Origin of the sequence: Acinetobacter sp. CIP 64.7 (assembly GCF_000369745.1) — a bacterium.
Taxonomy (GTDB): domain Bacteria; phylum Pseudomonadota; class Gammaproteobacteria; order Pseudomonadales; family Moraxellaceae; genus Acinetobacter; species Acinetobacter fasciculus.
In genome coordinates this window covers 168,808-190,426 of sequence record NZ_KB850177.1, presented here as the reverse complement: position 1 = coordinate 190,426, position 21,619 = coordinate 168,808, and the positions used below count along the sequence as shown (strand labels likewise).

21 protein-coding genes are annotated in these 21,619 nt (G+C 44.7%); 7 read left to right on the top strand and 14 right to left on the bottom strand.

Features of this window, described 5'->3' with window-relative positions; genetic code table 11:
* Positions 1 to 56: 56 nt before the first annotated feature.
* Together lptG and lptF are read right to left on the bottom strand one after the other, a co-directional pair.
* Positions 57 to 1,127: an LPS export ABC transporter permease LptG gene (lptG, locus tag F890_RS00900; RefSeq protein WP_004281054.1), complete on the bottom strand. Its 1,071-nt coding sequence runs from the start codon at positions 1,125 to 1,127 to the stop codon at positions 57 to 59.
* A 2-nt stretch (positions 1,128 to 1,129) separates the two neighbouring features.
* Positions 1,130 to 2,230: an LPS export ABC transporter permease LptF gene (gene lptF / locus F890_RS00895; RefSeq protein WP_004281053.1), complete on the bottom strand. Its 1,101-nt coding sequence runs from the start codon at positions 2,228 to 2,230 to the stop codon at positions 1,130 to 1,132.
* Between the two features lie 156 nt (positions 2,231 to 2,386).
* On the opposite strand from lptF, the gene F890_RS00890 reads away from it, so the two are divergent.
* Genes F890_RS00890 through F890_RS00880 form a run of 3 tightly spaced genes read left to right on the top strand, consistent with a single transcriptional unit; the run spans position 2,387 to position 4,891 of the window.
* A complete protein-coding gene (locus F890_RS00890; protein ID WP_026056609.1) occupies positions 2,387 to 3,835 on the top strand; it encodes a leucyl aminopeptidase in 1,449 nt (482 codons plus the stop codon).
* Positions 3,828 to 4,235, top strand: a complete 408-nt coding sequence (locus tag F890_RS00885; protein ID WP_005265489.1) for a DNA polymerase III subunit chi — start codon at positions 3,828 to 3,830, stop codon at positions 4,233 to 4,235. Before F890_RS00890 ends, F890_RS00885 begins: the two co-directional genes overlap by 8 nt.
* Positions 4,236 to 4,261: 26 nt before the next feature.
* On the top strand, positions 4,262 to 4,891 hold the full coding sequence (locus F890_RS00880) for a cell division protein BlhA (RefSeq protein WP_005265486.1): 630 nt from the start codon (positions 4,262 to 4,264) through the stop codon (positions 4,889 to 4,891).
* A gap of 61 nt (positions 4,892 to 4,952) precedes the next feature.
* On the opposite strand, the gene F890_RS00875 is transcribed toward F890_RS00880, so the two are convergent.
* The 7 genes from F890_RS00875 to glnK all read right to left on the bottom strand — a co-directional run bounded on the left by F890_RS00875 (position 4,953) and on the right by glnK (position 11,085).
* Complete coding sequence (locus tag F890_RS00875) at positions 4,953 to 5,498, bottom strand: VTT domain-containing protein (protein ID WP_004281049.1); 546 nt, start codon at positions 5,496 to 5,498, stop codon at positions 4,953 to 4,955.
* A 109-nt stretch (positions 5,499 to 5,607) separates the two neighbouring features.
* Positions 5,608 to 6,267 (bottom strand): riboflavin synthase, encoded by a 660-nt coding sequence (locus tag F890_RS00870; RefSeq protein WP_004281048.1) that lies wholly within the window; start codon positions 6,265 to 6,267, stop codon positions 5,608 to 5,610.
* A 22-nt stretch (positions 6,268 to 6,289) separates the two neighbouring features.
* Positions 6,290 to 7,582, bottom strand: a complete 1,293-nt coding sequence (locus F890_RS00865; RefSeq protein ID WP_004732518.1) for a DNA adenine methylase — start codon at positions 7,580 to 7,582, stop codon at positions 6,290 to 6,292.
* Positions 7,579 to 8,667, bottom strand: a complete 1,089-nt coding sequence (ribD, locus tag F890_RS00860; protein ID WP_004281045.1) for a bifunctional diaminohydroxyphosphoribosylaminopyrimidine deaminase/5-amino-6-(5-phosphoribosylamino)uracil reductase RibD — start codon at positions 8,665 to 8,667, stop codon at positions 7,579 to 7,581. Before ribD ends, F890_RS00865 begins: the two co-directional genes overlap by 4 nt.
* A 2-nt stretch (positions 8,668 to 8,669) precedes the next feature.
* Positions 8,670 to 9,134 (bottom strand): transcriptional regulator NrdR, encoded by a 465-nt coding sequence (nrdR, locus tag F890_RS00855; protein WP_004281044.1) that lies wholly within the window; start codon positions 9,132 to 9,134, stop codon positions 8,670 to 8,672.
* 140 nt (positions 9,135 to 9,274) lie between these two features.
* Entirely contained in the window at positions 9,275 to 10,687 is a 1,413-nt protein-coding gene (locus tag F890_RS00850; protein ID WP_005249679.1) for an ammonium transporter, read from the bottom strand.
* Between the two features lie 59 nt (positions 10,688 to 10,746).
* The gene (glnK, locus tag F890_RS00845; protein ID WP_004281042.1) at positions 10,747 to 11,085 is read right to left on the bottom strand and encodes a P-II family nitrogen regulator; all 339 of its coding nucleotides are present in this window, start codon (positions 11,083 to 11,085) and stop codon (positions 10,747 to 10,749) included.
* A gap of 277 nt (positions 11,086 to 11,362) precedes the next feature.
* On the opposite strand from glnK, the gene F890_RS00840 reads away from it, so the two are divergent.
* Both F890_RS00840 and F890_RS00835 read left to right on the top strand, forming a co-directional pair.
* On the top strand, positions 11,363 to 11,590 hold the full coding sequence (locus F890_RS00840) for an accessory factor UbiK family protein (RefSeq protein WP_004281041.1): 228 nt from the start codon (positions 11,363 to 11,365) through the stop codon (positions 11,588 to 11,590).
* A gap of 66 nt (positions 11,591 to 11,656) precedes the next feature.
* Positions 11,657 to 13,147, top strand: a complete 1,491-nt coding sequence (locus tag F890_RS00835; protein WP_004281040.1) for a YifB family Mg chelatase-like AAA ATPase — start codon at positions 11,657 to 11,659, stop codon at positions 13,145 to 13,147.
* Between the two features lie 47 nt (positions 13,148 to 13,194).
* Here F890_RS00835 and F890_RS00830 read toward each other — a convergent pair whose 3' ends face one another.
* Positions 13,195 to 13,929: a TorF family putative porin gene (locus tag F890_RS00830; protein ID WP_004732532.1), complete on the bottom strand. Its 735-nt coding sequence runs from the start codon at positions 13,927 to 13,929 to the stop codon at positions 13,195 to 13,197.
* Positions 13,930 to 14,525: 596 nt separating this feature from the next.
* On the opposite strand from F890_RS00830, the gene F890_RS00825 reads away from it, so the two are divergent.
* On the top strand, positions 14,526 to 15,872 hold the full coding sequence (locus F890_RS00825; protein ID WP_005249655.1) for an OprD family outer membrane porin: 1,347 nt from the start codon (positions 14,526 to 14,528) through the stop codon (positions 15,870 to 15,872).
* 96 nt (positions 15,873 to 15,968) lie between these two features.
* Here the strand turns inward: F890_RS00825 and ppa are convergent, their stop codons facing one another.
* Positions 15,969 to 16,505, bottom strand: coding sequence for an inorganic diphosphatase (gene ppa, locus F890_RS00820; RefSeq protein ID WP_004281037.1), 537 nt, complete (start codon positions 16,503 to 16,505; stop codon positions 15,969 to 15,971).
* Between the two features lie 117 nt (positions 16,506 to 16,622).
* Positions 16,623 to 17,021 (bottom strand): MAPEG family protein, encoded by a 399-nt coding sequence (locus tag F890_RS00815; protein WP_005108437.1) that lies wholly within the window; start codon positions 17,019 to 17,021, stop codon positions 16,623 to 16,625.
* 100 nt (positions 17,022 to 17,121) lie between these two features.
* Here F890_RS00815 and F890_RS00810 point away from each other — a divergent pair, with 100 nt between their 5' ends.
* Positions 17,122 to 17,502, top strand: coding sequence for a hypothetical protein (locus F890_RS00810; protein ID WP_005108436.1), 381 nt, complete (start codon positions 17,122 to 17,124; stop codon positions 17,500 to 17,502).
* 51 nt (positions 17,503 to 17,553) lie between these two features.
* Here F890_RS00810 and F890_RS00805 read toward each other — a convergent pair whose 3' ends face one another.
* Together F890_RS00805 and parC are read right to left on the bottom strand one after the other, a co-directional pair.
* Positions 17,554 to 19,230, bottom strand: a complete 1,677-nt coding sequence (locus tag F890_RS00805) for a long-chain-fatty-acid--CoA ligase (RefSeq protein WP_005101517.1) — start codon at positions 19,228 to 19,230, stop codon at positions 17,554 to 17,556.
* Positions 19,231 to 19,380: 150 nt separating this feature from the next.
* The gene (parC, locus tag F890_RS00800; protein WP_005263975.1) at positions 19,381 to 21,600 is read right to left on the bottom strand and encodes a DNA topoisomerase IV subunit A; all 2,220 of its coding nucleotides are present in this window, start codon (positions 21,598 to 21,600) and stop codon (positions 19,381 to 19,383) included.
* Between the last annotated feature and the right edge of the window lie 19 nt (positions 21,601 to 21,619).

Genomic DNA, 21,619 nt, shown 5'->3' with positions numbered 1-21,619 from the left:
ACCCGTATATGGTTTAAGCCTCTCATGATGATTGATTTGTTCTATTTTCCTGTACCTTAGCGTGCCCGATGCAGCAAGTATCCGCCGATGCCGAACATGATCAGAATCGGAATAAACACGAACCAGGCCGGAGACGGTGCATAGATCAAGCTGGCATAGCCGAGGAAGTCCTGCAGATAGAAGAAACCCAGTCCGGCAAATAAAGCTATCACCAGACGAAAACCCATGGATTGCTGACGTAATGGCCCGAAGATAAATGAACAGGCGATCACTACTAGTGCAATCAGGGCAAAAGGCGAGCCGAGTTTTTGCCAGAAGGCCAGCTGATAGGTTTTAGGCACCTGGCTGTATTCATGCATATAGCTCATGAAACTGACCAGTTGACTCGGCGATAAATCTTCAGGATCAATCGTCACCATATGCACATATTTAGGCTGTAATGCTAGCGCTAAAGGTTGCTGTTGCTGCTTAACCAGTGTGGCATTACCATTTTGGAGAATATCGAACTGCTCTGTGTTGTCCAGCGTCCAGGAACCATCTTTAACAAATTGGCCCTGATCTGCCTGCAAGGTACCGCGCAAACGATAGTTCTGGTCAAAGTCCAGCATCTGCACATTTTTCAACTGACCTTGCGAGTTAGCATAATCGATATAAATAAAGCGCTGCCCTTCCCGAGTCCAGTAACCACGAACTTCACCGAGCTGAGCGGCTTTACTGGCACTTTTTACGCTTTTGGCCTGTTCATTGGTATAAGGAATGACCCACTCGCTCAGGGCAAATGACAACACCACCAACAACAGTGCTGAACGGATCACCCACCCGACAATACGCCATAAGCTCACGCCGACCGAACGCATCACAATCAGCTCACTATTCGAGGCTAATGTACCAAGACCTAAAACTGCACCAATCAGTGCAGAAATCGGCAGGATTTCATATAAATAATTTGGTGCGCCCCAAAGCACATATTTCAAGGCATCCCAGGCACCATAACCATCTTTGAGCGAACCAAGCTCACCCAGATAAGTAAATAATACCTGTAAACCCGCCAATACCGCGGTTGCACCCAGCATCGCCAGCGCAGTGGTTTGGGTCACATGTTTTGCAACTATACGACGTGCCAACATTGTTAAGACCTCACTCGCTGAATCTGTTTCTTGATTTTCGGGCCTAATTTCTGTTTACGCGAGAACAAGGCACCCGCAATTGCATAGGCAATCAGAATCAATGGATAGGCCCAAATGCCCATTTCTTCTTTACTGATCCGCGTCTTCACTGCCATCAGGGCCACAATCAGACTGGCAAAAATCATGAGGGCAGGAAATAACTTGAGATATCGACCCTGTCGTGGACTCACTTCAGACAAGGCCACAGCCAGAATCAGGGCAATCAGAATCGCAAAAGGAACAAACACCCGCCAGCCCAACTCACTGGCCACCACAGGATCCTGACGGTTCTGCCACAATTGCGAGGTCGGTAAGGCCTCAACTTCAGTACTGGCAAATTGCGCTTCTTCATCGCTTTCTAAGCGCAGACGATAGCTTTCAAATTCAGCTTGAGTATATTGCGGTGTACCCGGATAGATCTCATAACGGCGTCCATTAACCAGATCGACCACATTGGCAGCATCATTCGGTACTTCAATTCGGGTGGCTTCCTGCGCCAGAATCATCACATCCGGTTTGCCTTCTTTTTCCGCACGCTGATAAAAGAAAATATCTTTTAAATTTTTACGGTCTTCTGACAGGTCACCGGCATAAATGGTATAGGGCCCAGAGGAGATAAATTCTTTCGGTCGCACCAGGTCAAAGCCGGTACGTACCGCCTGACTGGTGGTCAGGGCTTCAAACTGGCGAATGCCCCACGGCGCAGCCCACAGCATCAATCCGGCCTGAGCAATCAAAAACACCAGGGTCATCGGCACCAGTAGACGCGCCAATTGATGCCGACTGACGCCACTGCCATTCATCACCGCCATTTCATGGTCGACATATAAACGGCCAAACACCAGCATCAGTCCAATAAAGAAACCGAGCGGAAGAATCAGGGTCAAGAATTCAGGCAAACGGTAGCCAATAATGCTAAATAAAATGCCTGCATCCAGACGGCCTTGCGCCGCAACACCAAAATACTTGATCAGTCGACCGCCCATCATGATCAAGGTCAATAAGGCAATCACCACCAAGGATGTCGAGACAACTTGCTTGACCAGATAACGCCGAATAATCAAATTAATTCTTCCAAAATAAGGTCCATAAAACGAGTGCTAGTTTACCCGAATAGCAAAAATATAAAACCTAGGCCGCCCTGCCCATTGAAAATCTATTCAGATAAATGTTTCAATGACTGAATGATTTACCCATCTAGACAGGCGTGAAAACAGAATATGAAACTTACAATTAATACGTCATTCCCAGAGAATGGATCAAGTCAATCTTTGTTGATTTTAGTTGACTCAGAACAACTTCAGAATACAACCGCAACCTATCAAATCAATAATTTAGACACATTAATTGAAGCCTCTCAATTCAAGGCAGCGTTGGCGGAAAGCCTGAGCCTGATTGGTCAGGTGAGCCAGTCCAGCCATGCAGCACTAATTGGTTTAGGCAAGGTCGCTGAACTGCAACCGGCAAAACTTGCAAAAATCGCGCAAACTATTATTCAAGTCACTCAAAAAAAATTCAAACAGATTTCTGTAGATCTGACACAACTTCCACAAGAATTCCATTATCTGTTTGCGCTCTTCCTGACTCAGGCCAGCTATGGTTATGATGAATATAAATCCAAGAAGAATGAATTTGTGCTCGAGCAGATCGACCTGATTGCCACTCATAGCGTCTTAACTACCGAACAGTTGCAACTGGTACAAGCAGTGCAAAGCGGACAAAATCTGGCACGTGACCTGGGCAACCATCCGGGCAATATCTGTTTCCCTGAATATCTTGCAGAACAGGCGGTGGCTTTGGCGGCTGAATATCCAGACCTACTTAAAGTCACAGTGCTGGATGAACAGCAAATGGCAGATTTAGGCATGGGAGCCTTCCTTGCGGTAAGTAAAGGTTCAGAGCGTCCAGGTCGTATTATCAGCATGGAATATCAGTCAGAGCGTAGCGAAGCGCCGGTAGTTTTGGTGGGTAAAGGCATTACGTTTGATACTGGCGGTATTTCACTTAAACCGGGCGCAGGCATGGACGAAATGAAATATGACATGTGTGGCGCAGCCTCTGTACTCGGTACGATGCGTGCATTGTGTGAGTCCCGCTTACCTCTGCATGTGGTGGGAACCATCGCTGCAGCAGAAAACATGCCTTCAGGTAAAGCCACCCGTCCTGGCGATATCGTAACGACCATGAGTGGTCAGACGGTTGAAATCCTGAATACTGATGCCGAAGGTCGTTTGGTCCTATGTGATACCTTGACTTATGTAAAACGTTTTAATCCTGCTTTGGTGATTGATATTGCGACCTTAACCGGTGCCTGTGTGGTCGCTTTGGGTTCAGTGCTGACAGGTCTGTTCACGCCAGATGATAAACTGGCAGCAGAACTGGAAGCTGCCGGCCAGCATTCATTTGACCGGGTATGGCGTATGCCGGTACTGGATGACTATCAGGAACAGCTGGATTCACCATTTGCGGACATTGGCAATATCGGTGGGCCAAAAGCCGGTTCTGTGACTGCAGCCTGCTTCCTGCAACGTTTTACCCGTGAATATCGCTGGGCACATCTCGATGTGGCCGGTACGGCGTGGAATTCAGGCACCAATAAAGGGGCGACCGGCCGTCCAGTTCCATTATTGATGCAATTCCTGGCGAATCGCGTTCAAAGCAATGGCTAAAGTCAGCTTTTATTTATTTGAAAAAAGCCCTGAACGACAAGTGGACAGCACTTGTCGTTTATGCCGTAAGATTCTGCGTCAGCCGGCGCGGATCTGGTTACTGTGTGCCGATACAGATTTGCAACAGCAGCTAGATGAACGTCTGTGGAGCTTTGACCCCAGCAGCTTTATTCCACATGGTATTGACCAGCCTCAGGCGATGGTCTGTATTTCGGCCACACTACCGGAACAGTCCGACTGGATTATTTTCAATTTTAATCCGGAAGCACTTGAACCTTACGCAAAATTTAGTCACATTATTGAGATCATTGAAAATCATGAAACAGCTAAACAGCTGGGTCGTGAAAAATTCAAGCAATATCGTCGATTAGGTATTGAACCGGACACCCATAAGCTTTAACCGATATCATCCACAAGGAGAGGCACGTGGCATTAAATGTAGGTCCCGATTTTAAACAGCGCTGGTTAAATGTGCCGGAAGCTGTGCGTCAGACCTTTATCGATGACCTCTCTCGGATCTGCGATATTTTAAAGCCAGAAACGTCTTTGGAAGAATGGCAGAGTCGTGACCAGCACTTGCAGCAGGAATCTGAACGCAAGATTGAAGCAGCCTATGCGCAGCGCAAGGCCGAATTGATTGAAGAAGCCCGTATTCGCAAACAGCTCGCGCTCGAAAAAGCTTTGGCCGAAAAGCGTGCCGAGGAACAGGCCTATCAAGAACAGCTACGTCTTGAAGAACAGCGAAAATTGAGCGAACAGATCCAAATGCTTGCTGAAATAAATACGCATCTAGAAGCTGAAGTGCAGCACTATGTCGCACGTTATGCAAAAAATCCTGAGACGACTTTTGATTTTGCCAGAGGTCGCATCCAGATTGAGGATCAGAGCATTTTATCCGAATTAGAAAGTGTGCGTTTACGTCTGGAACTTGAGGCAGAAACCGTGATTGAACAGACCGTCAATGCACTGCGTGAAAAAATGCGTGCGGCAGCCAAAGAAGAAATCGAGTATATGCTGAAAAATTCTGAATTTTCTGATCAGCCACGCAATATTTAAATGATCCTTTCACATTAAAAAAGCCCGAAAATTCGGGCTTTTTTATCTTCTATGTCGCATCTTACAAAAAATCTGCCAGCATAAAGGCAGCATTTCCGAGCAGATAGCCAATGCTTAATAAAGTGCCAATCCAGAGGATGCCACCCGCAATATTATAAAAGCTGAATGTGGCAAAGCTCATATGCGCTGAACCGGCAGCAAAAGGGCCAAATGAGCGGACAAAGGGAATAAAACGTGCGATTAAAATAGTTTTACCGCCATGTTTCATAAAATAGTGGTTGGTTTTCACCATATATTCCGGCTTGAAATAACGTGAATGTTGGTTGAAATATTTTAAGCCGAGAACTTTTCCGGTGTAATAATTCACGCTATAGCCCAGCACCGAGGCAGTGAATAACAACAGCCCCATCGAATGCAAGGTCACCAGGTCGCTGCTGGCGCACAAAGCTCCCACAGCCAGCAATAGACTGTCACCCGGCAGGAAAAAGAAAAATACAGAACCGGTTTCTGCAAAAATCACCAGAAACAGGATTGCATAAATCCATACCCCATATTGATCGAGCAATAGCGGCAATGACTGTTCCAAGTTCAGTAAAAAATCGAGCATTCGACCCGTCCACCCAGGCAATATTTGCAAGTTGAACTGCTGATTATCCCGAAAAATAAAAAAACAGTCTAATTTTTCAATCAGACTGTTCAGTAAATCAACATTTCTCTTATTTTAAGAAACCATTTTCAGCCAGGAAATCCATGCTGATTTTTGATTGTTCAGTGGCTTCGGCGGCTTTATCACCGAGCAATAAGCGCTCGATATAACGTGCCAATACATCCACTTCCAGATTGACCTTGCTACCGACTTTCCAGGTACCAATATTGGTCCGTTCAGCAGTATGCGGAATCAGGTTCAGACTGATCACACTGCCACGTAAATGATTAATCGTCAGGCTAATACCATCAACTGTAACCGAGCCTTTTTCTGCCAGGTATTTGGCAATTTCAGCAGGTGCAGTGACTTCATAATAAATCGAACGTGCATCTTCACGAACCAGCGTGATTTCACCGACTGCATCCACATGACCTGACACAATATGACCGCCAAAACGCGTAGTCGGCAACATGGCTTTTTCAACATTGACAGGCTGACCGGCTTTCCAGGTGCCGAGCGTGGTCCGGTTCAAGCTTTCACGGGAAACATCAGCCGCATACCAGTTCTCGCCCCAGTCGATCACGGTCAGGCAGATACCATTGGTCGCAATAGAATCACCCAGATGTACATCGGACATGTCCAGATCAGTCTGGATACGCAAACGTACATCACCGCCAACGCTTTGCAGACTTTCGACTTTGCCGAGGCTTTCGATAATACCTGTAAACATTTTTATTTCCTTTTCAATTCTTTTACCAGAGGGCCAACTGGGTACTGACGCCGGTCGTATCCACACCGCCCAATTCTGCATAATGATGCAGCTGGCTGAGTAATTGACGGATCGGTGGACCTGACTTGGCGTGGGTATCGGTAATCACAATAAATTCCAGCACGCGTGCACGTTCAGACTGGCGCTGTTTGCTAACACGATAACGCGGCACATCTTGGGTCAGCAAGGTCACCCGGCCACGTTTCAGATTGGCCTGTAACAAATCAGTTGCGCTGATATTCCCGTCAGTTGAATAACTGGTCAGGATGAAACGTGCATTAATGGTCGCCAACAGGCTCTCGTAAGCTTCTTTGGCATATTTAGAGGAATTGTACTGGCTCGGACGCTCTTTGCGCCATGCCCGGTCAATCCCGCTCTTAAAGCCCTTGGTATCTGGAGTCGGTAAATCGGCCTGATCCCATAAGGTCAGCGCATTCAGCACATGATAATTACTGCTATAAGCATGCTGATTATACGGTGGATCCAGATAAGCTACGTCTACTTCAAAACCGTTCATCTGGTTGGCCAGATGCTGGGCATCGACACACCACATTTCTGCGGCCATTCCTTTTTTCTGATCCGATTCACAAAAACGACTTGGCGTTAACCATAGTAAAGATTCAATCCGTTCCAGCGCAGTTTGGGTTTTCCCGCCCCAACCATGGTGAAAGCTTTTGAAAACACCAGAAGTATTGCTGACAAAACTGGCGGAATACAGCAAGGGTGCCAGCAAGGCAGACATTTCCACATCATCAATTGCACCTTGTGCCTGCCAGGCTGCAATCTGCTGACGGATGGCATCAATACGCATGCCGTTACGACGTTTAAAGAACAAACGATCACGGGCTGGATCATAAATTTCATCATTACGCGGACACAGGTTATGCGTCACCCAGCCTTTAACTTCCGGCAGACGGTTCAGATAATCAATCGCTTTCTGATAGCCACCGAGTTCTTTAAATGCCGGTGCTTCAGTACAGGCCAGTACCGCATGATTCAGCGCATGGCTATACGGTTCCCAGTCATTGGCAATGACGCGATAACCATTCTGACGGGCCAAACGCGAGACCACGCCTGAACCTGCAAAAAAGTCAGCAAAGATTGGAGCACGGCCATCGCTACGTTTCAGGGTTCCTGTACTCTCCAGAGCTTCCAGAATTAAATGCAGTAAACGGCGCTTATTGCCCAGATAAGGAACCAGTTGATGGAAAAGATATTCATCGGTGGTACGTGCCGCATGGCGACGTTTATGATAAACCGTAGACTCTGAACTCATAGTGTCTCTTGAAAAGGAATTAGCCTGAAGCGCACGTCATCACCTAAGCGAGTTACATCGCGCAGCTTAAATCGGAGTTGTTCGGCCATATGGCTAAATTCTGCATTAAACATGGTACGCGCAGACTGACCCAATAGGGTCGGTGCAACGTAACTGATCAGTTCATCAACCAATTTTTGTTGTAAAAATGCCGTAGATAAGGTCGCCCCTGCTTCCACCAAGACATCATAAATCTGATGCTGTTGAACCAGTTGCTTTAATAATTCTGCTAAAGGCTGTACCGGCAAGTGTAGCACACCCAGATCTGCAAGCTCCTGACGAAATGGCCCCATGACCATCACTGTTTCAGGTTGCACTAAAATTTTTGCGTTGAGTGGTAAACGCCCCTGACGGTCCAGAATAATCCGTTTCGGTTGCACCACAGTCTTGATATCTTCAAGGCCATCCAGTTGACGCACATTCAGTTCACAGTCATCCGCAAGAACCGTATCAATCCCGGTAATCACTGCGCCTGAAATCGCACGCCAGTGCTGTACATCCTGACGTGCTGCTAAACCGGTAATCCATTTTGATTCACCCGATGCCATCGCGGTACGGCCATCCAGACTTGAGGCAATTTTTAAACGCATATAAGGCATGCCAGTCGCCATGGCTTTCAGGAAGCCTTGATTCAGCTGATGCGCTTCATCTTCACAGATGCCAATCTCGACTTCGATTTCGGCATCTTTCAGGATCTGTACACCCTTGCCAGCCACCAGCGGATTGGGATCTGGACAGGCCACGACAACTTTAGCCACACCTGCTTCAACCAGACCCTTGGCACAAGGCGGCGTACGGCCATAATGCGCACAAGGTTCTAAAGTCACATAAGCGGTTGCACCACGGGCCTGTTCACCGGCCTGACGCAGCGCAAAGACTTCAGCATGTGGCTGGCCGGCTTGGGGATGAAAGCCTTCACCAATCACGATGCCATCTTTAACAATGACGCAGCCGACATTCGGATTCGGTTTGGTGGAATATTGCCCTTGACGAGCCAATTCAATGGCCCGGCGCATCCAGACTTGATCTTGATTCAGTTCAACCATGCTTATTCTTGTAATTCTCGTTGTTGCATCTGTTCAATCTGATGACGAAAAGCTTCAACATCCTGAAAATCCTGATAGACCGAAGCGAAACGCACATAAGCAACATGATCCAGAGCAAATAAAGACTGCATCACGATTTCACCGATGGTACGTGATTTCACGTCACGCTCACCTAAACGACGAATCTGTAGCTGAATATCGCTCAGCACCGTTTCAATCTGCTCTTGGGTCACCGGGCGTTTTTGTAAGGCATGCATCAGGGAACGGCGTAATTTGGCTTCATCGAAAGGTTCATTTTTACCATCCGACTTGATGACGCGCGGCATCACCACTTCATAGCTTTCAAAGGTAGTGAAGCGTTCATTACAACTGACACATTCACGGCGACGACGAATCTGACATCCTTCAGCTGCCAGGCGTGAATCAATCACTTTACTGTCTGCAGTATTGCAAAATGGGCAATGCATAGCGGTTTAATTGAACAAATCCAGATGGATTCCGAGTGTAGCAAAAATTACAAACTTTGTAGAGTTTTACGCAACATATAGAAAAAAAACAGCCCATTCGGGCTGTTTTACACTATATATTGATTATGGTGGATTTATTATTATTCGACACGTTCGCCATGTTGGCTTAAATCCAGACCCATACGCTCATCATCAGATGCCACACGGATTCCAATGATCAAGTCAATGACTTTCAGGATAATGAAGGTCATGATCGCAGAGTAAGCAATGGTTGCCAGTACACCTTCCACTTGCACCCAAAGCTGATGCATGACATTGGCAGGAGCATTGTCACCCATGATGAATTCGCTGGCAAAGAAGGCCGTTAAAATCGCGCCAACAATACCACCTACACCATGCAGGCCAAAAGCATCTAAAGAATCATCGGCTTTCAATGCGCGTTTCAGTGCAGTAATCCCCCAGAAGCACACCACACCACCGATCAGACCCATCGCCAATGCGCCGCCTACAGTCACAAAACCTGCAGCTGGAGTAATGACCACCAGACCAGCAACTGCACCCGATACGCCGCCCAGTACAGAAGCTTTACCACGTGCCAGTTTTTCAGTGATTAACCAGGAGATGGCTGCTGCCGCTGCTGCGACTTGAGTCACGATCAAGGCATAGCCTGCAGAACCGTTGGCACCTAATGCAGAACCACCGTTGAAACCGAACCAGCCTACCCAGAGCAAAGATGCACCAACTACTGTAAGCGTCAGGTTATGCGGTGCCATAGATTCACGACCCAAACCCATACGTTTGCCCAGCATATATGCCGCTACCAGACCGGCAACACCCGAGTTGATATGTACAACCGTACCACCGGCAAAATCAAGCGCGCCGTCGTTACCTAACCAGCCACCACCCCATACCCAGTGGGTAATTGGTGCATAAACAATCACCACCCAAAGTGCGATAAAAGCAACGAAAGCACCAAATTTCATACGTTCTGCAATCGAACCGCTGATGATGGCAACCGTAATGATGGCAAAAGTCATTTGGAAAATCACAAACAGGATTTCAGGAATCGTGCCTGAAAGCGCCTCTGTGGTAATACCGGCCAGCATGAACTTGTCCAGGCCGCCTATAAAGGCATTGCCTTCACCGAAAGCTAGGGTATAACCAATAATCACCCAGGCAATACTGACCACCGCTGCAGCAATAAAGCTATGTGCCATCGTCGCTAGAACGTTTTTCTTGCGGACCATACCGCCATAAAATAGCGCCAAGCCAGGAATGGTCATGAGTAAAACTAGAGCGGTAGAGGTTAAAACCCAGGCGGTATCGCCGGTATCTAGCGTTGGTTCTTCTTCTGCAGGTGCTGCAGCTTCAACTGGCGCTGCTTCAGCAATTGCTGCTGTAGTGTCTGTTGTTGTATTTGTTGTATCGTCTGCTTCTTCAACAAGCACAATTTCTTCTGTCGGTGTTGTTGCTGTTGCAGCTTCTTCAGCCCATGCAACAGAACCACCAAAAAGAGCGCCGGCCATGCCGAACGCGAGTAGCATTTTTTTCATTCGTATCCCCCAACCAAGTTTTTGTGAGTTATTAGGTACTCAGCAAACTTCGTGCCAAGTTAGACAGCGTCTGCACCTGTTTCACCTGTACGAATACGGATGACTTGTTCCAAGTTAGTCACGAAAATTTTTCCGTCACCGATTTTTCCAGTGCTCGCCACACGAGTAATAGATTCAATCACCGCGTCTACCATTTCATCGCTAATCGCGATTTCAATTTTGACTTTCGGCAAGAAATCTACAACGTATTCAGCACCACGATAGAGTTCAGTGTGGCCTTTTTGACGACCAAAGCCTTTCACTTCAGTTACAGTGATGCCTTGAACACCAATTTCAGACAATGCTTCGCGAACATCATCTAATTTAAAAGGTTTTACAATTGCAGTTACGAGCTTCATGTTTGTTTTCCTTCGGCTTATTTCACCAGTAAGGTTTTACGTTCAAATTTCATGCCAAGATTCCTAAGGTCGGGGGAAATTAGAAAGCCTGGCATGTGGTTTATTTATACCTTATTTTATACGGATAAAGGCTTTGAATCTTCAAAAAATAGACATTTTTTATGTGGATTTTTACAATATCTTTAATCGAATAAGTCTATATTTTGTCTGAAATACTATAGTCTGCATTTTAGCAATGCTAAACTGTGCGCTCCTTTCTACGGCGATGGATCAGACGATGATTGAAACTTTATTACAAGCAATTTTGCAGCAAGTCGAACAACCCAAGAAAGATTTGGAACATAATATCCGTGCCCTGTTAAATGAAGCTGTGGCGAAAATGGATTTGGTGTCTAAAGAAGAAATAGAACGTCAGCGTACTGCCCTAAATAATGCCAATCATCGCCTGAATGATTTGCTCAAACAGGTGGAAGCATTAGAAGAGAAAATTTCGAACAAAAAATAAGCACAACTACAGTGCACAAAAGACACCAGAACGATAAAAATAACGCACCATATTGGAACAATAATAATGTCTTTTGCTAAAATTTATACGCGAGGCTTGCTGGGCCTGCATGCGCCTTTAATTGAAGTCGAAGTTCATGTCAGTTCGGGTATGCCTTCACTCACTATAGTGGGGCTTCCCGAAGCAGCGGTACGTGAAAGTAAAGACCGGGTACGCTCTGCCATTTTGAATAGCGGCTTTCAATTTCCGACCAAACGTCTGACCATTAATCTGGCGCCAGCAGATCTACCGAAAGATGGATCACGTCTGGATTTACCGATTGCATTAGGCATTTTAGTGGCTTCAGGCCAGCTGCCTGAAGATTGTACTGAGCATCTGGAGTTTATTGGCGAGTTGGCCCTCGATGGTCAATTACGTCCTGTCAGCGGCACCTTAAGTATTGCCATTGCCTGTCAAAGTGACCAGCATCAACTGATTTTGCCTGGCCCCAATGCACAGGAAGCCTGTCAGCTCCCAGACTTTAAAGTCTTTGCAGCCAATCATTTAAAAGAAGTGTGTGAACATCTTTCCCAAGCGCAGCGCTTACCGCAAATAGAAGCCAGTCCACTCAATACAGACCATTTTTATAAGTTTGATCTGGCGGATGTAAAAGGACAATTACGACCACGGCGTGGCTTGGAAATTGCTGCGGCAGGTGGTCATTCCCTGCTGTTTCGAGGCCCACCCGGAACAGGCAAGACCTTGCTGGCTTCTCGATTGGCCAGTATTTTGCCGCCCTTAAAGACGCAGGAAAATCTGGAAGTGGCCAGTATTTATTCGGTGGCGAATGCCAATCACCCTTTTGGACAACGGCCGTTTCGAGCACCACACCATACTGCTTCTGCGGTGGCATTGGTCGGTGGCGGCTCACACCCCAAGCCAGGAGAAATTACCCTGGCACATTTAGGGGTTTTATTTCTGGACGAACTGCCTGAATTCGACCGCAAAGTGCTGGAGGTTCTACGTCAGCCTTTGGAAGCCAAGGAAATCGTCATTTCCCGGGCATCACGCCAAATTACCTTTCCGGCTAATTTCCAGTTGGTGGCTGCCATGAATCCATGTCCATGTGGGTATGCATTCAATCAAGATATCCGCTGCCAATGTTCACCCGAAAGTATTAAACGCTATCAGAACCGGATTTCAGGCCCGTTGCTGGATCGGATTGATTTGCATATTGATGTACCGCCATTACAAGCGCATGAATTACAGGACAATCGACCTACAGAAAACTCAGAAACGGTTAGACAACGCGTCATTGCAGCCTATGAAATTCAGATGCAACGGCAAAATACCTTGAATATGAGTTTGAGTCCAAAGCAGTTAGAGCAATATGCCGCATTAGATCAGTCTGCTCAGAATATGCTTGAAATGGCTCAGCAAAAACTGAATTTATCAGCGCGCGGCTATCATCGGGTCTTGCGTGTTGCACGCACCATTGCCGATTTAAATCAAAGTCCAGATATTCAAAGTCAGCATCTTTCGGAGGCCCTGTCTTATCGCGGGCAGCAGCAGATTTAGATCATTAAAAAAAGGCGACCTAAGGTCGCCTTTTTATCTAAAGAGGATTAGAAGCTATAACCGAGTCCAAATACGACTTTATTCTTTTGTTTTTCATCAAAACGATCATAACCACCCAAGATATAATTCATGCTTGCAGTTACACCTGTGTCACCAAGTGGCTTGCTTAAACCGATGTCAAAATGACGGAAACCAAAACTTTCTGTAGTTCCTTCAATAAAGTCACCTGATTTTTCATAAGCGTATAAGCCTAAAGCTGTATCCAAGCTGAAATCTTGTGGTAAAGCATAGCTATAAGTAGCTTTTAAATAGGTATCACCTGCATTGCCCCAAGTAGTATCTTCAAGAAGAGTTTGTGCTGTAACGCCCAAATCTTTATAGCTCATACCCAGTAACAGCTCAAATCCATCAGAATTGACATCAGATTCATAATAATAATAGTAGGTCGTACCGATCGTTAAACCTAAGTCATCATTGACTGCATGGCTATAGCCAGCATAGAAGTTATTTTCGAAAGCATCACGTCCTTCTTCAGACAAAGGGTAATCTAGCGTAGATCCCCACCAACCTGCATAGAAGCCAGACGCATGGTTATAATCAAGTCCACCTTGTAAGGTAGCGCCGCTATTTTCAGGAATGTTAGTAATACCACGCAAGTTATAGCTCGAAAGTACGCTGATATTTCCAGATACCGTATGTTCAGCAACAGGTTCTTCGGCAAAAGTAAAAGAAGATACAGCGCCCAATAAAGCAAGAGATAATACTTTTAATGTTAATTTCATTGTGTGGCTCCCCCAGATCGTCTGAGACGTTTTTATGATCATTGATTAAACTCAAGCTCAAAATTTGCAAGAGCTATGCCAATCTGGATAAAAGGAACCAAAATAATAAATCTAAAAAGACAAATAAAATTTAAATCATTGTTTTTAAATTAAAATTTAAATTATGAAAAACTAAATTATCTAGGCTTTCTCTTAAATAAATGTATTTAAGGGTATTTCTTCACTTTTTTAATAATTATACATAATCATTTACAATTTGCCCCATTTTGATTCTATTTTTAGAATGACTAAAATTTGTGCTAAAAAATAGTGCGTAATTTTTGATCAAATTTTTGCACATTCTAAAATAAACAAGCTGATCATGTTTATTTCACTACTTCAGAAATATCATTTATATCTTCCAATAGGATTATGTTTTTACTCACTTTTTACCGATAGGTCAGAAATTAATCATATCAAATCCTTGCTATTGTTTAATTTGAGTTAAAAAAATCTAAACTTTAGTGGAATATATCCAATAAAAAATGACATTTTTTCAGCAATTCTTATACAATTCCTAAAAAATTCCGATCAATTTGTATAAGGCTCTCTTCCCAATGCAAAATTCAAAAAAATTAACATTAGCAGTTTTGATTCAGGCTGCTTTGGTTTCTACCGCTTTCGCTAGCGAGCAAAGCGAATCGAAAGGTTTTGTAGAAGACGCAGAAGGTTCTGTACTTTTCCGTACCGGCTATTTGCACCGCGATAAAACAAACTATAACAACAATCAAACCGGTGCACGTGAAGTTGTTAATGATACAAGTTCAGCTGCTCAGACTGCGATCGTTAAATTAGACTCTGGTTTTACCAAAGGTGTAGTCGGCTTTGGTGCCGGTATTATCGGTGATGCATCTTTCAAATTGGGTGAAAATGCGCATGCCGGTAATGACATGATTCCTCAACATCCGGATGGTTCAGCTTATGATCATTGGGCACGTGGCGGCGCATATGTAAAAGCACGTGTTTCAAACACGACTGCTACTTATGGTACTCAGGTTTTAGACTTACCTGTACTTGCAAGCAATACTGCGCGTTTAGTACCTGAATACTTTACAGGTGTATTGGTTGAAAGTAATGAAATCGAAAACTTAAGCCTCGTTGCTGGTAAATTTACTGAAAACCAGCGTTCAAGCCAGATCAAATCTGATGGTAATGAATTGGAGCGCGCAGTAGTTTGGGGTGCAAAATACAAATTTAATGATGCAGTTAATGCTTCTTACTATGGTACAGACATTAAAGACCGCCTAGAGCGTCATTATGTTAATGCAAACTATAATTATGCATTGGCGAATGGTAGTACTTTAACTCATGACTTTAGTGGCTATCATACTGATTGGGATAAAAAGTCAGATGGTGGTGCATACACTTATTCGCATACCACAAATGATCTAAATAAGTTAAGCAACAATATTTGGGCAATTTCTACGACCTATAATAAAGGCCCACACAATGTCATGCTAGCTTACCAACAAAATACAGGTAATACAGGTTATGACTATGGTTTAGGTCAAGGTGTAGGTGATGGTCATCAAACCATTTATATGCCGAACTCATACCTGTCTGACTTCATTGGTAATGATGAAAAATCAGCACAGCTTCAATACACTTACGATTTCAGTGCAATGAATGTTCCTGGCCTATCTTGGACTTCTGCATTTGTATATGGTTGGGATATTGATGTTGCTAATCAAAATGATCGCTCTCAATTAATCACTGGTGATGCTCAAGAACGTGAATTCTTTAATCAGGTAAAATATACAGTTCAATCTGGTTTTGCTAAAGATACCAGCTTACGTGTACGTCACTCATACTACCGTGCGAGTGATGAATACCAATACGGAAACTACATTGGTGACACTAATGAATGGCGTATCTGGTTAGACATTCCTGTGAAATTATTCTAATTCACACGAATTTCAAGCCATAAAAAAACCTGCACATTGTGCAGGTTTTTTTTATTCCAGGCTTTAAAAAGTTAAAACCTGGACAACAAAAAGCAATTATTTATTTGCTTCTGCATAAGCAGCAATTGAGTCCAGTACTTCTTGTTTCGCAACATCAGCACCTTCCCAACCACTTAACTTAACCCATTTTCCTGGCTCTAAATCTTTGTAGTGCTGAAAGAAATGTTCGATCTGGCTGATCAACAATGGAGGAAGATCAGTATATTCCTGAACATCTTTGTAGATTGGGGTCAGTTTGTCATGTGGAACTGCAACCAGTTTCGCATCAACACCACCGTCATCTTCCATGTTCAATTTACCGACAGGACGACAACGAATGACTGAACCTGGCTCTACTGGATGAGGTGTTACAACCAGTACGTCTAATGGGTCACCATCAAGCGATAGTGTGTTTGGTACATAACCGTAGTTTGCTGGGTAGAACATTGCTGTACCCATGAAACGGTCTACAAATAACGCATCAGAATCTTTATCGATTTCGTATTTGATTGGTGCTGCATTTGCAGGAATTTCGATGATCACATAGATATCGTTTGGCGCATCTTTACCCGCTGGGATATTGCTGTAGCTCATAGCATCACTCTTTAACAAGTTATATCTTTTAAAAAACCGCGACAATTATAACGGTTTTTAAAGATTTTTTTGGATTTTAAAATATCGAACTGTAAATATGTCCGCAGACCTGATGACTTAAACCAACTTGATGATCAGCAGCAATAAAGCTACCGGACATAACATCGAGAGCAACCATACGATAGAGCGTAAAGTCGCCCAGTTGGCCAAATAGCAGATTCCGTACAACACACGAAAAACCAGATAAGCTACACCAAAAGTCATCACTACACTTTGCGGCACCACCATATATTCCGCCATTAGAATAGCAGCAATAAAGAGTGGCAAACTTTCAAAGCTATTCTGCTGGGCAGCATTCGCGCGACTGGCCAAGCCTGAAGACTTTTCTAAAAATGCCCGTGGGTTCTGATTGTCTTTGCTGCTGAAGCCTGCTGATTTTTTTGCAATCAATGTAAACACATAAGGCAAAAGACAAGCGGCCAAAATGAGATAAATAACCCCACTAATGCTGTGCATCTGTTTTTTCTCATGAAAATTTTATCTCTATCATAGCATGGCATTTCGTGAATAAATTTTGTTAAATAGAGTGCTTTTTATTACTTGTTAAGGATTCACTATGGTCGCGCCTGATCAAAATGAAATGTTCGATGTCCTCGAGAAACAACGCCAGCATCAACGTCAAGTGGATCGCGTATTAAAAATTGTCCTGCCGATTGTGGCATTTCTGATGGCTGTCATTTGTGCCAATATGAATATCTGGTCACCAATCTTCACCTTTGCCATTTTATGGATTGCCTTTTATTTCGTCGGTATCAAGCGTATGCCTCTCTGGCACTGGCTGGTCGCGATTCTGGTGTATTGCTTGGTCGATAACATTCTAAGTTATGGCAGCTTTAATCAAACCGGATTTACTCGCCAGTTCGGTACCATGTTTATTTTCTTGGGAGTAGTCGGCGTAGGTCGTCCTTATTTTGATCGCTGGTTAATGAAAAAATAAAAAGTCCAAATCAAAAAAAGCGCCTGATGGCGCTTTTTTTTCTTACAGGTATTAGGCTGTTTTACGTAAATCTTTACGCAGGATTTTACCTACGTTGGATTTTGGCAATTCATCCATAAACTCGACATAACGTGGACGTTTATAACCGGTCAGGTTTTCTTTAGCGAATGCTAAAACTTCTTCTGTGGTTAAAGACGGATCTTTTTTCACAACAAACAGTTTTGGCACTTCACCCGATTTTTCATCTGGCACACCAATCGCAGCCACTTCCAGTACTTTTGGATGAGTTGCTACAACCTCTTCAATCTCAGATGGATAGACGTTAAAACCAGACACTAGAATCATGTCTTTCTTACGATCTACAATTTTCACATAACCACGTGAATCCATAACACCGATATCACCGGTACGGAAGAAGCCATTCACCATGACCTTTTCAGTTTCATCTGGACGGTTCCAGTAGCCTTTCATGACCTGAGGACCACGGATTGAAATTTCACCTTGCTCACCCAGTGGAACTTCATTGCCTTCATCATCCAGAATAGCCACTTCAGTCAATGGCAATGGAATGCCAATAGTGCCACTGAATTCTTCAGACGCAGGTGGGTTTGCTGTTGCCACCGGAGAAGTTTCAGACAAGCCATAACCTTCAACGATATTGGTTCCGGTAACTTTCTTCCATGCTGCTGCGGTAGAAGGAAGTACGGCCATACCGCCGCCCATCGCCATTTTCAATTTGCTATGATCAAGTTGCTTGAACTCTTCATTGTTTACCAGCGCATTGAAAAGTGTGTTCACTGCCGGGAAGAAAGTCGGCTGGTATTTACGTAGCTCTTTCATCACCGCAGGTAAATCACGCGGGTTTGGAATCAGAACATTCGCCTGACCTTTGTACATACCGTAAAGTGCGCATACCATGAATGCAAAGATATGATAAAGCGGCAAAGCACAGAAAATACGGTCATCTGGCTGACCATCTTGCGCACCAAATTTGCTCTGGAAAATACCGTCACACTGCAACATGTTCGCAACCAGGTTACGATGTGTCAGTTCAGCACCTTTAGATACACCCGTCGTACCACCTGTGTACTGAAGAACTGCTGTATCGCTAAGGGTCAATTCAGGGCGTTTATAGTTACTTGGATTAACTTTAGACAAGGCCGCATTGAATCTCACATGGCCTGGAATATCCCACGCTGGAATTTGTTTGCGCACAGAACGCAATACAAAGTTCACCAGTGTCCCTTTCAAGGCACCCAGCATGTCACCGACAGAAGCTACCACGACATGCTTCACTGGTGTTTTACCAATAATTGCTTGGTAAACAGAAGCAAAGTTCTCAATAATCACTAGCACTTCAGCGCCTGAATCATTCAATTGATGCTCAAGTTCACGTGATGTATAGAGTGGATTCACATTGACCAGTACCAAACCTGCGCGGAACACCCCAAGTGCCACAACCGGATACTGAAGAACGTTTGGCATCATTACTGCCACACGTGAACCTTTTGCCAACCCCAAGCTTTGTAGATAAGTTGCAAACTTGCGGCTCGCCTCTTCCAATTCATTGAAAGTCATGGCCTTATCCATAAAGATAAAGGCATCACGCGAGCCGAATTTTTGGAAATTACGCTCAAAAACATCTACTAGAGAAGTATTTTCTGCTGGTAATTCTACTGTTTCTGGAATCCCTGTTTTTTGGTATTCAGCAAACCAAATTTTTTCCATAATGGCCATCTCTCCAATCATAATCCTTAGTATTTCAACTGTTTTTTTCAATATCACACGCCATTTTTAGACTTGTATATGTGCGATATTGCATCCATCTTGTTGAATCGTTGTTCATATATAACGTATTTCGCAGGATGGATGCTAGTCTTATCTTTGAATCAACAGTTTATTTGCTTTTTGATATCCGCGTGGTAAAAGCTGTCCTTTTGCACCGCGCTTGCCGATATATTTGCGCAAATCATCCCCTTTTAATTTTAACTGCTGTTGTCCTGCAAGCACTTGAATTATTTCATCAAGCTTCAATATTGTCATGGACAAAATTTGATCACCATCTTCAAGTTGTATCAATTTATTTCCTTTACCTTTGTTCAATACAGGTAATTCTGCTAAATCGACAATCAACAGGCGTCCTGCCGAACTGAGCAGTGCAACATGCGTGGCATCATCGAGTGGCTGCAGGTTCATGACCTCTGCCCCTTCAGATAAATTCAGGAAAGCTTTCCCGGCTTTGGCACTGGTATCCAGCTGCTTGGCCTGGGTTTTAAAGCCATAGCCTTTGTTGCTTGCTGCTAGAATTTCAGTTTCATCCTCTGCCACCAGAACCTGTTTAAAACCCACCCCACTGCCAGGAGACAGTTTTGAACTGAGCGGCTCACCGAGACCACGTGCGGATGGCAATGTGTTGATGGCCAAGGCATAGCTACGGCCAGTGTCATCTAATACATAAACGCGTTGATTGGATTTGCCCTGTGCATGACTCAAGTACTGATCACCGGCACGGAAATTCAGATTTTCTGCATCGACTTCATGACCTTTGGCACAGCGAATCCAGCCAGCTTCTGATAACACCACCGTTACCGGATCGGCCGGCAACATTTCAGTTTCATTAATTGCAGCAGCTTCGGCACGCTGTACGATTGGCGAACGGCGATCATCACCAAATTTCTTGGCATCGTCTTTCAGTTCAGAAATGATCAGGCTTTTTAAAGATTCCGGATTGGCCAGTTGTTCACGAATTACTGCCGCTTTTGCTTCCAGTTCTTCCTGCTCACGGCGCATTTCCATTTCTTCAAGCTTGGCTAAATGACGCAATTTCAGTTCCAGAATCGCTTCGGCCTGAATCTCGTCAATATTAAAACGCTGCATCAAAACTGGTTTTGGCTGATCTTCTTCACGAATAATCTGAATCACTTCGTCAATATTCAGATAAGCAATGATCAGACCGCCGAGAATATGTAGGCGTTTTTCGATCTTGTTCAGATGATATTGCAGACGGCGTGTTACCGTGGTTTTACGGATTTCAATCCATTCCAGCAAAATACAACGAATTGATTTCACCTGTGGACGGCCATCGGCACCAATCATGTTCATATTGACACGATAACTGGATTCCAGATCGGTGGTGGCAAACAAGTGACTCATCACCGATTCGGCATCAATACGATTCGAACGCAGAACAATGACTAAACGGGTTGGATTGGCATGATCCGATTCATCCCGTACATCACTGACCAGTGGCAGTTTTTTGGCCTGCATCTGATCGGCAATCTGGGTGATGATTTTGGAGCCTGAGACCTGATATGGCAGTTCGGTAATGATAATTTCGTTTTTATCGACGCTATAGACCGCACGCATGCGATAACTGCCACGACCTGTGGTCTGAATTTTTAACAGTTCAGCAGGCGGGGTGATAATTTCGGCTTTGGTCGGCAAGTCTGGCGCAGGAATATATTCTGCGATTTTTTCATCGGTCAGGTTCGGATTACGAATTAGCGCAATCGTCCCTTTGACCACTTCACGCAGGTTATGCGGTGGAATGTCTGTGGCCATACCGACAGCAATACCAGTGGTGCCATTCAGCAAGATGTTCGGTACACGTGCCGGCAAGTTCACCGGTTCTTTCATCGAACCGTCAAAGTTGTCCTGCCATTCACAGGTGCCCTGTCCCAGTTCAGACAGTAATAGTTCACTGTACTGGGAAAGCTTGGCTTCGGTATAACGCATCGCTGCGAAAGACTTTGGATCATCTGGTGAACCCCAGTTGCCCTGCCCTTCAATAAACGGGTAACGATAACTAAAGGGCTGTGCCATCAGCACCATGGCTTCATAACAGGCCGAGTCACCATGCGGATGGTATTTACCCAGTACGTCACCGACTGTACGTGCCGATTTCTTTGGTTTGCTGGTCCATTTCAGGCCCAGCTCACTCATGGCATAGACAATCCGGCGCTGTACCGGTTTCAGGCCATCGCTAATATGAGGGAGTGCCCGATCCATAATCACGTACATGGCGTAATTCAGATAAGCTTGTTCGGTAAATTCTGCTACGGAGCGGTTTTCTGTCGCATGATGCGCAAGGCTTGTCATAACAACCTATAGTCCTAAA

Excerpts from the sequence above, each read along its gene's own strand:
- F890_RS00830 (WP_004732532.1), bottom strand. The coding sequence starts at position 13,929 with ATGAAATTAACATTAAAAGTATTATCTCTTGCTTTATTGGGCGCTGTA.
- nrdR (WP_004281044.1), bottom strand. The coding sequence starts at position 9,134 with ATGCATTGCCCATTTTGCAATACTGCAGACAGTAAAGTGATTGATTCA.
- parC (WP_005263975.1), bottom strand. The coding sequence starts at position 21,600 with ATGACAAGCCTTGCGCATCATGCGACAGAAAACCGCTCCGTAGCAGAA.
- F890_RS00810 (WP_005108436.1), top strand. The coding sequence starts at position 17,122 with ATGGTCGCGCCTGATCAAAATGAAATGTTCGATGTCCTCGAGAAACAA.
- F890_RS00890 (WP_026056609.1), top strand. The coding sequence starts at position 2,387 with ATGAAACTTACAATTAATACGTCATTCCCAGAGAATGGATCAAGTCAA.
- F890_RS00805 (WP_005101517.1), bottom strand. The coding sequence starts at position 19,230 with ATGGAAAAAATTTGGTTTGCTGAATACCAAAAAACAGGGATTCCAGAA.
- lptG (WP_004281054.1), bottom strand. The coding sequence starts at position 1,127 with ATGTTGGCACGTCGTATAGTTGCAAAACATGTGACCCAAACCACTGCG.
- F890_RS00825 (WP_005249655.1), top strand. The coding sequence starts at position 14,526 with ATGCAAAATTCAAAAAAATTAACATTAGCAGTTTTGATTCAGGCTGCT.
- ppa (WP_004281037.1), bottom strand. The coding sequence starts at position 16,505 with ATGAGCTACAGCAATATCCCAGCGGGTAAAGATGCGCCAAACGATATC.
- glnK (WP_004281042.1), bottom strand. The coding sequence starts at position 11,085 with ATGAAGCTCGTAACTGCAATTGTAAAACCTTTTAAATTAGATGATGTT.
- F890_RS00865 (WP_004732518.1), bottom strand. The coding sequence starts at position 7,582 with ATGAGTTCAGAGTCTACGGTTTATCATAAACGTCGCCATGCGGCACGT.
- F890_RS00815 (WP_005108437.1), bottom strand. The coding sequence starts at position 17,021 with ATGCACAGCATTAGTGGGGTTATTTATCTCATTTTGGCCGCTTGTCTT.
- F890_RS00835 (WP_004281040.1), top strand. The coding sequence starts at position 11,657 with ATGTCTTTTGCTAAAATTTATACGCGAGGCTTGCTGGGCCTGCATGCG.
- F890_RS00875 (WP_004281049.1), bottom strand. The coding sequence starts at position 5,498 with ATGCTCGATTTTTTACTGAACTTGGAACAGTCATTGCCGCTATTGCTC.
- F890_RS00885 (WP_005265489.1), top strand. The coding sequence starts at position 3,828 with ATGGCTAAAGTCAGCTTTTATTTATTTGAAAAAAGCCCTGAACGACAA.
- F890_RS00870 (WP_004281048.1), bottom strand. The coding sequence starts at position 6,267 with ATGTTTACAGGTATTATCGAAAGCCTCGGCAAAGTCGAAAGTCTGCAA.
- F890_RS00850 (WP_005249679.1), bottom strand. The coding sequence starts at position 10,687 with ATGAAAAAAATGCTACTCGCGTTCGGCATGGCCGGCGCTCTTTTTGGT.
- F890_RS00840 (WP_004281041.1), top strand. The coding sequence starts at position 11,363 with ATGATTGAAACTTTATTACAAGCAATTTTGCAGCAAGTCGAACAACCC.
- ribD (WP_004281045.1), bottom strand. The coding sequence starts at position 8,667 with ATGGTTGAACTGAATCAAGATCAAGTCTGGATGCGCCGGGCCATTGAA.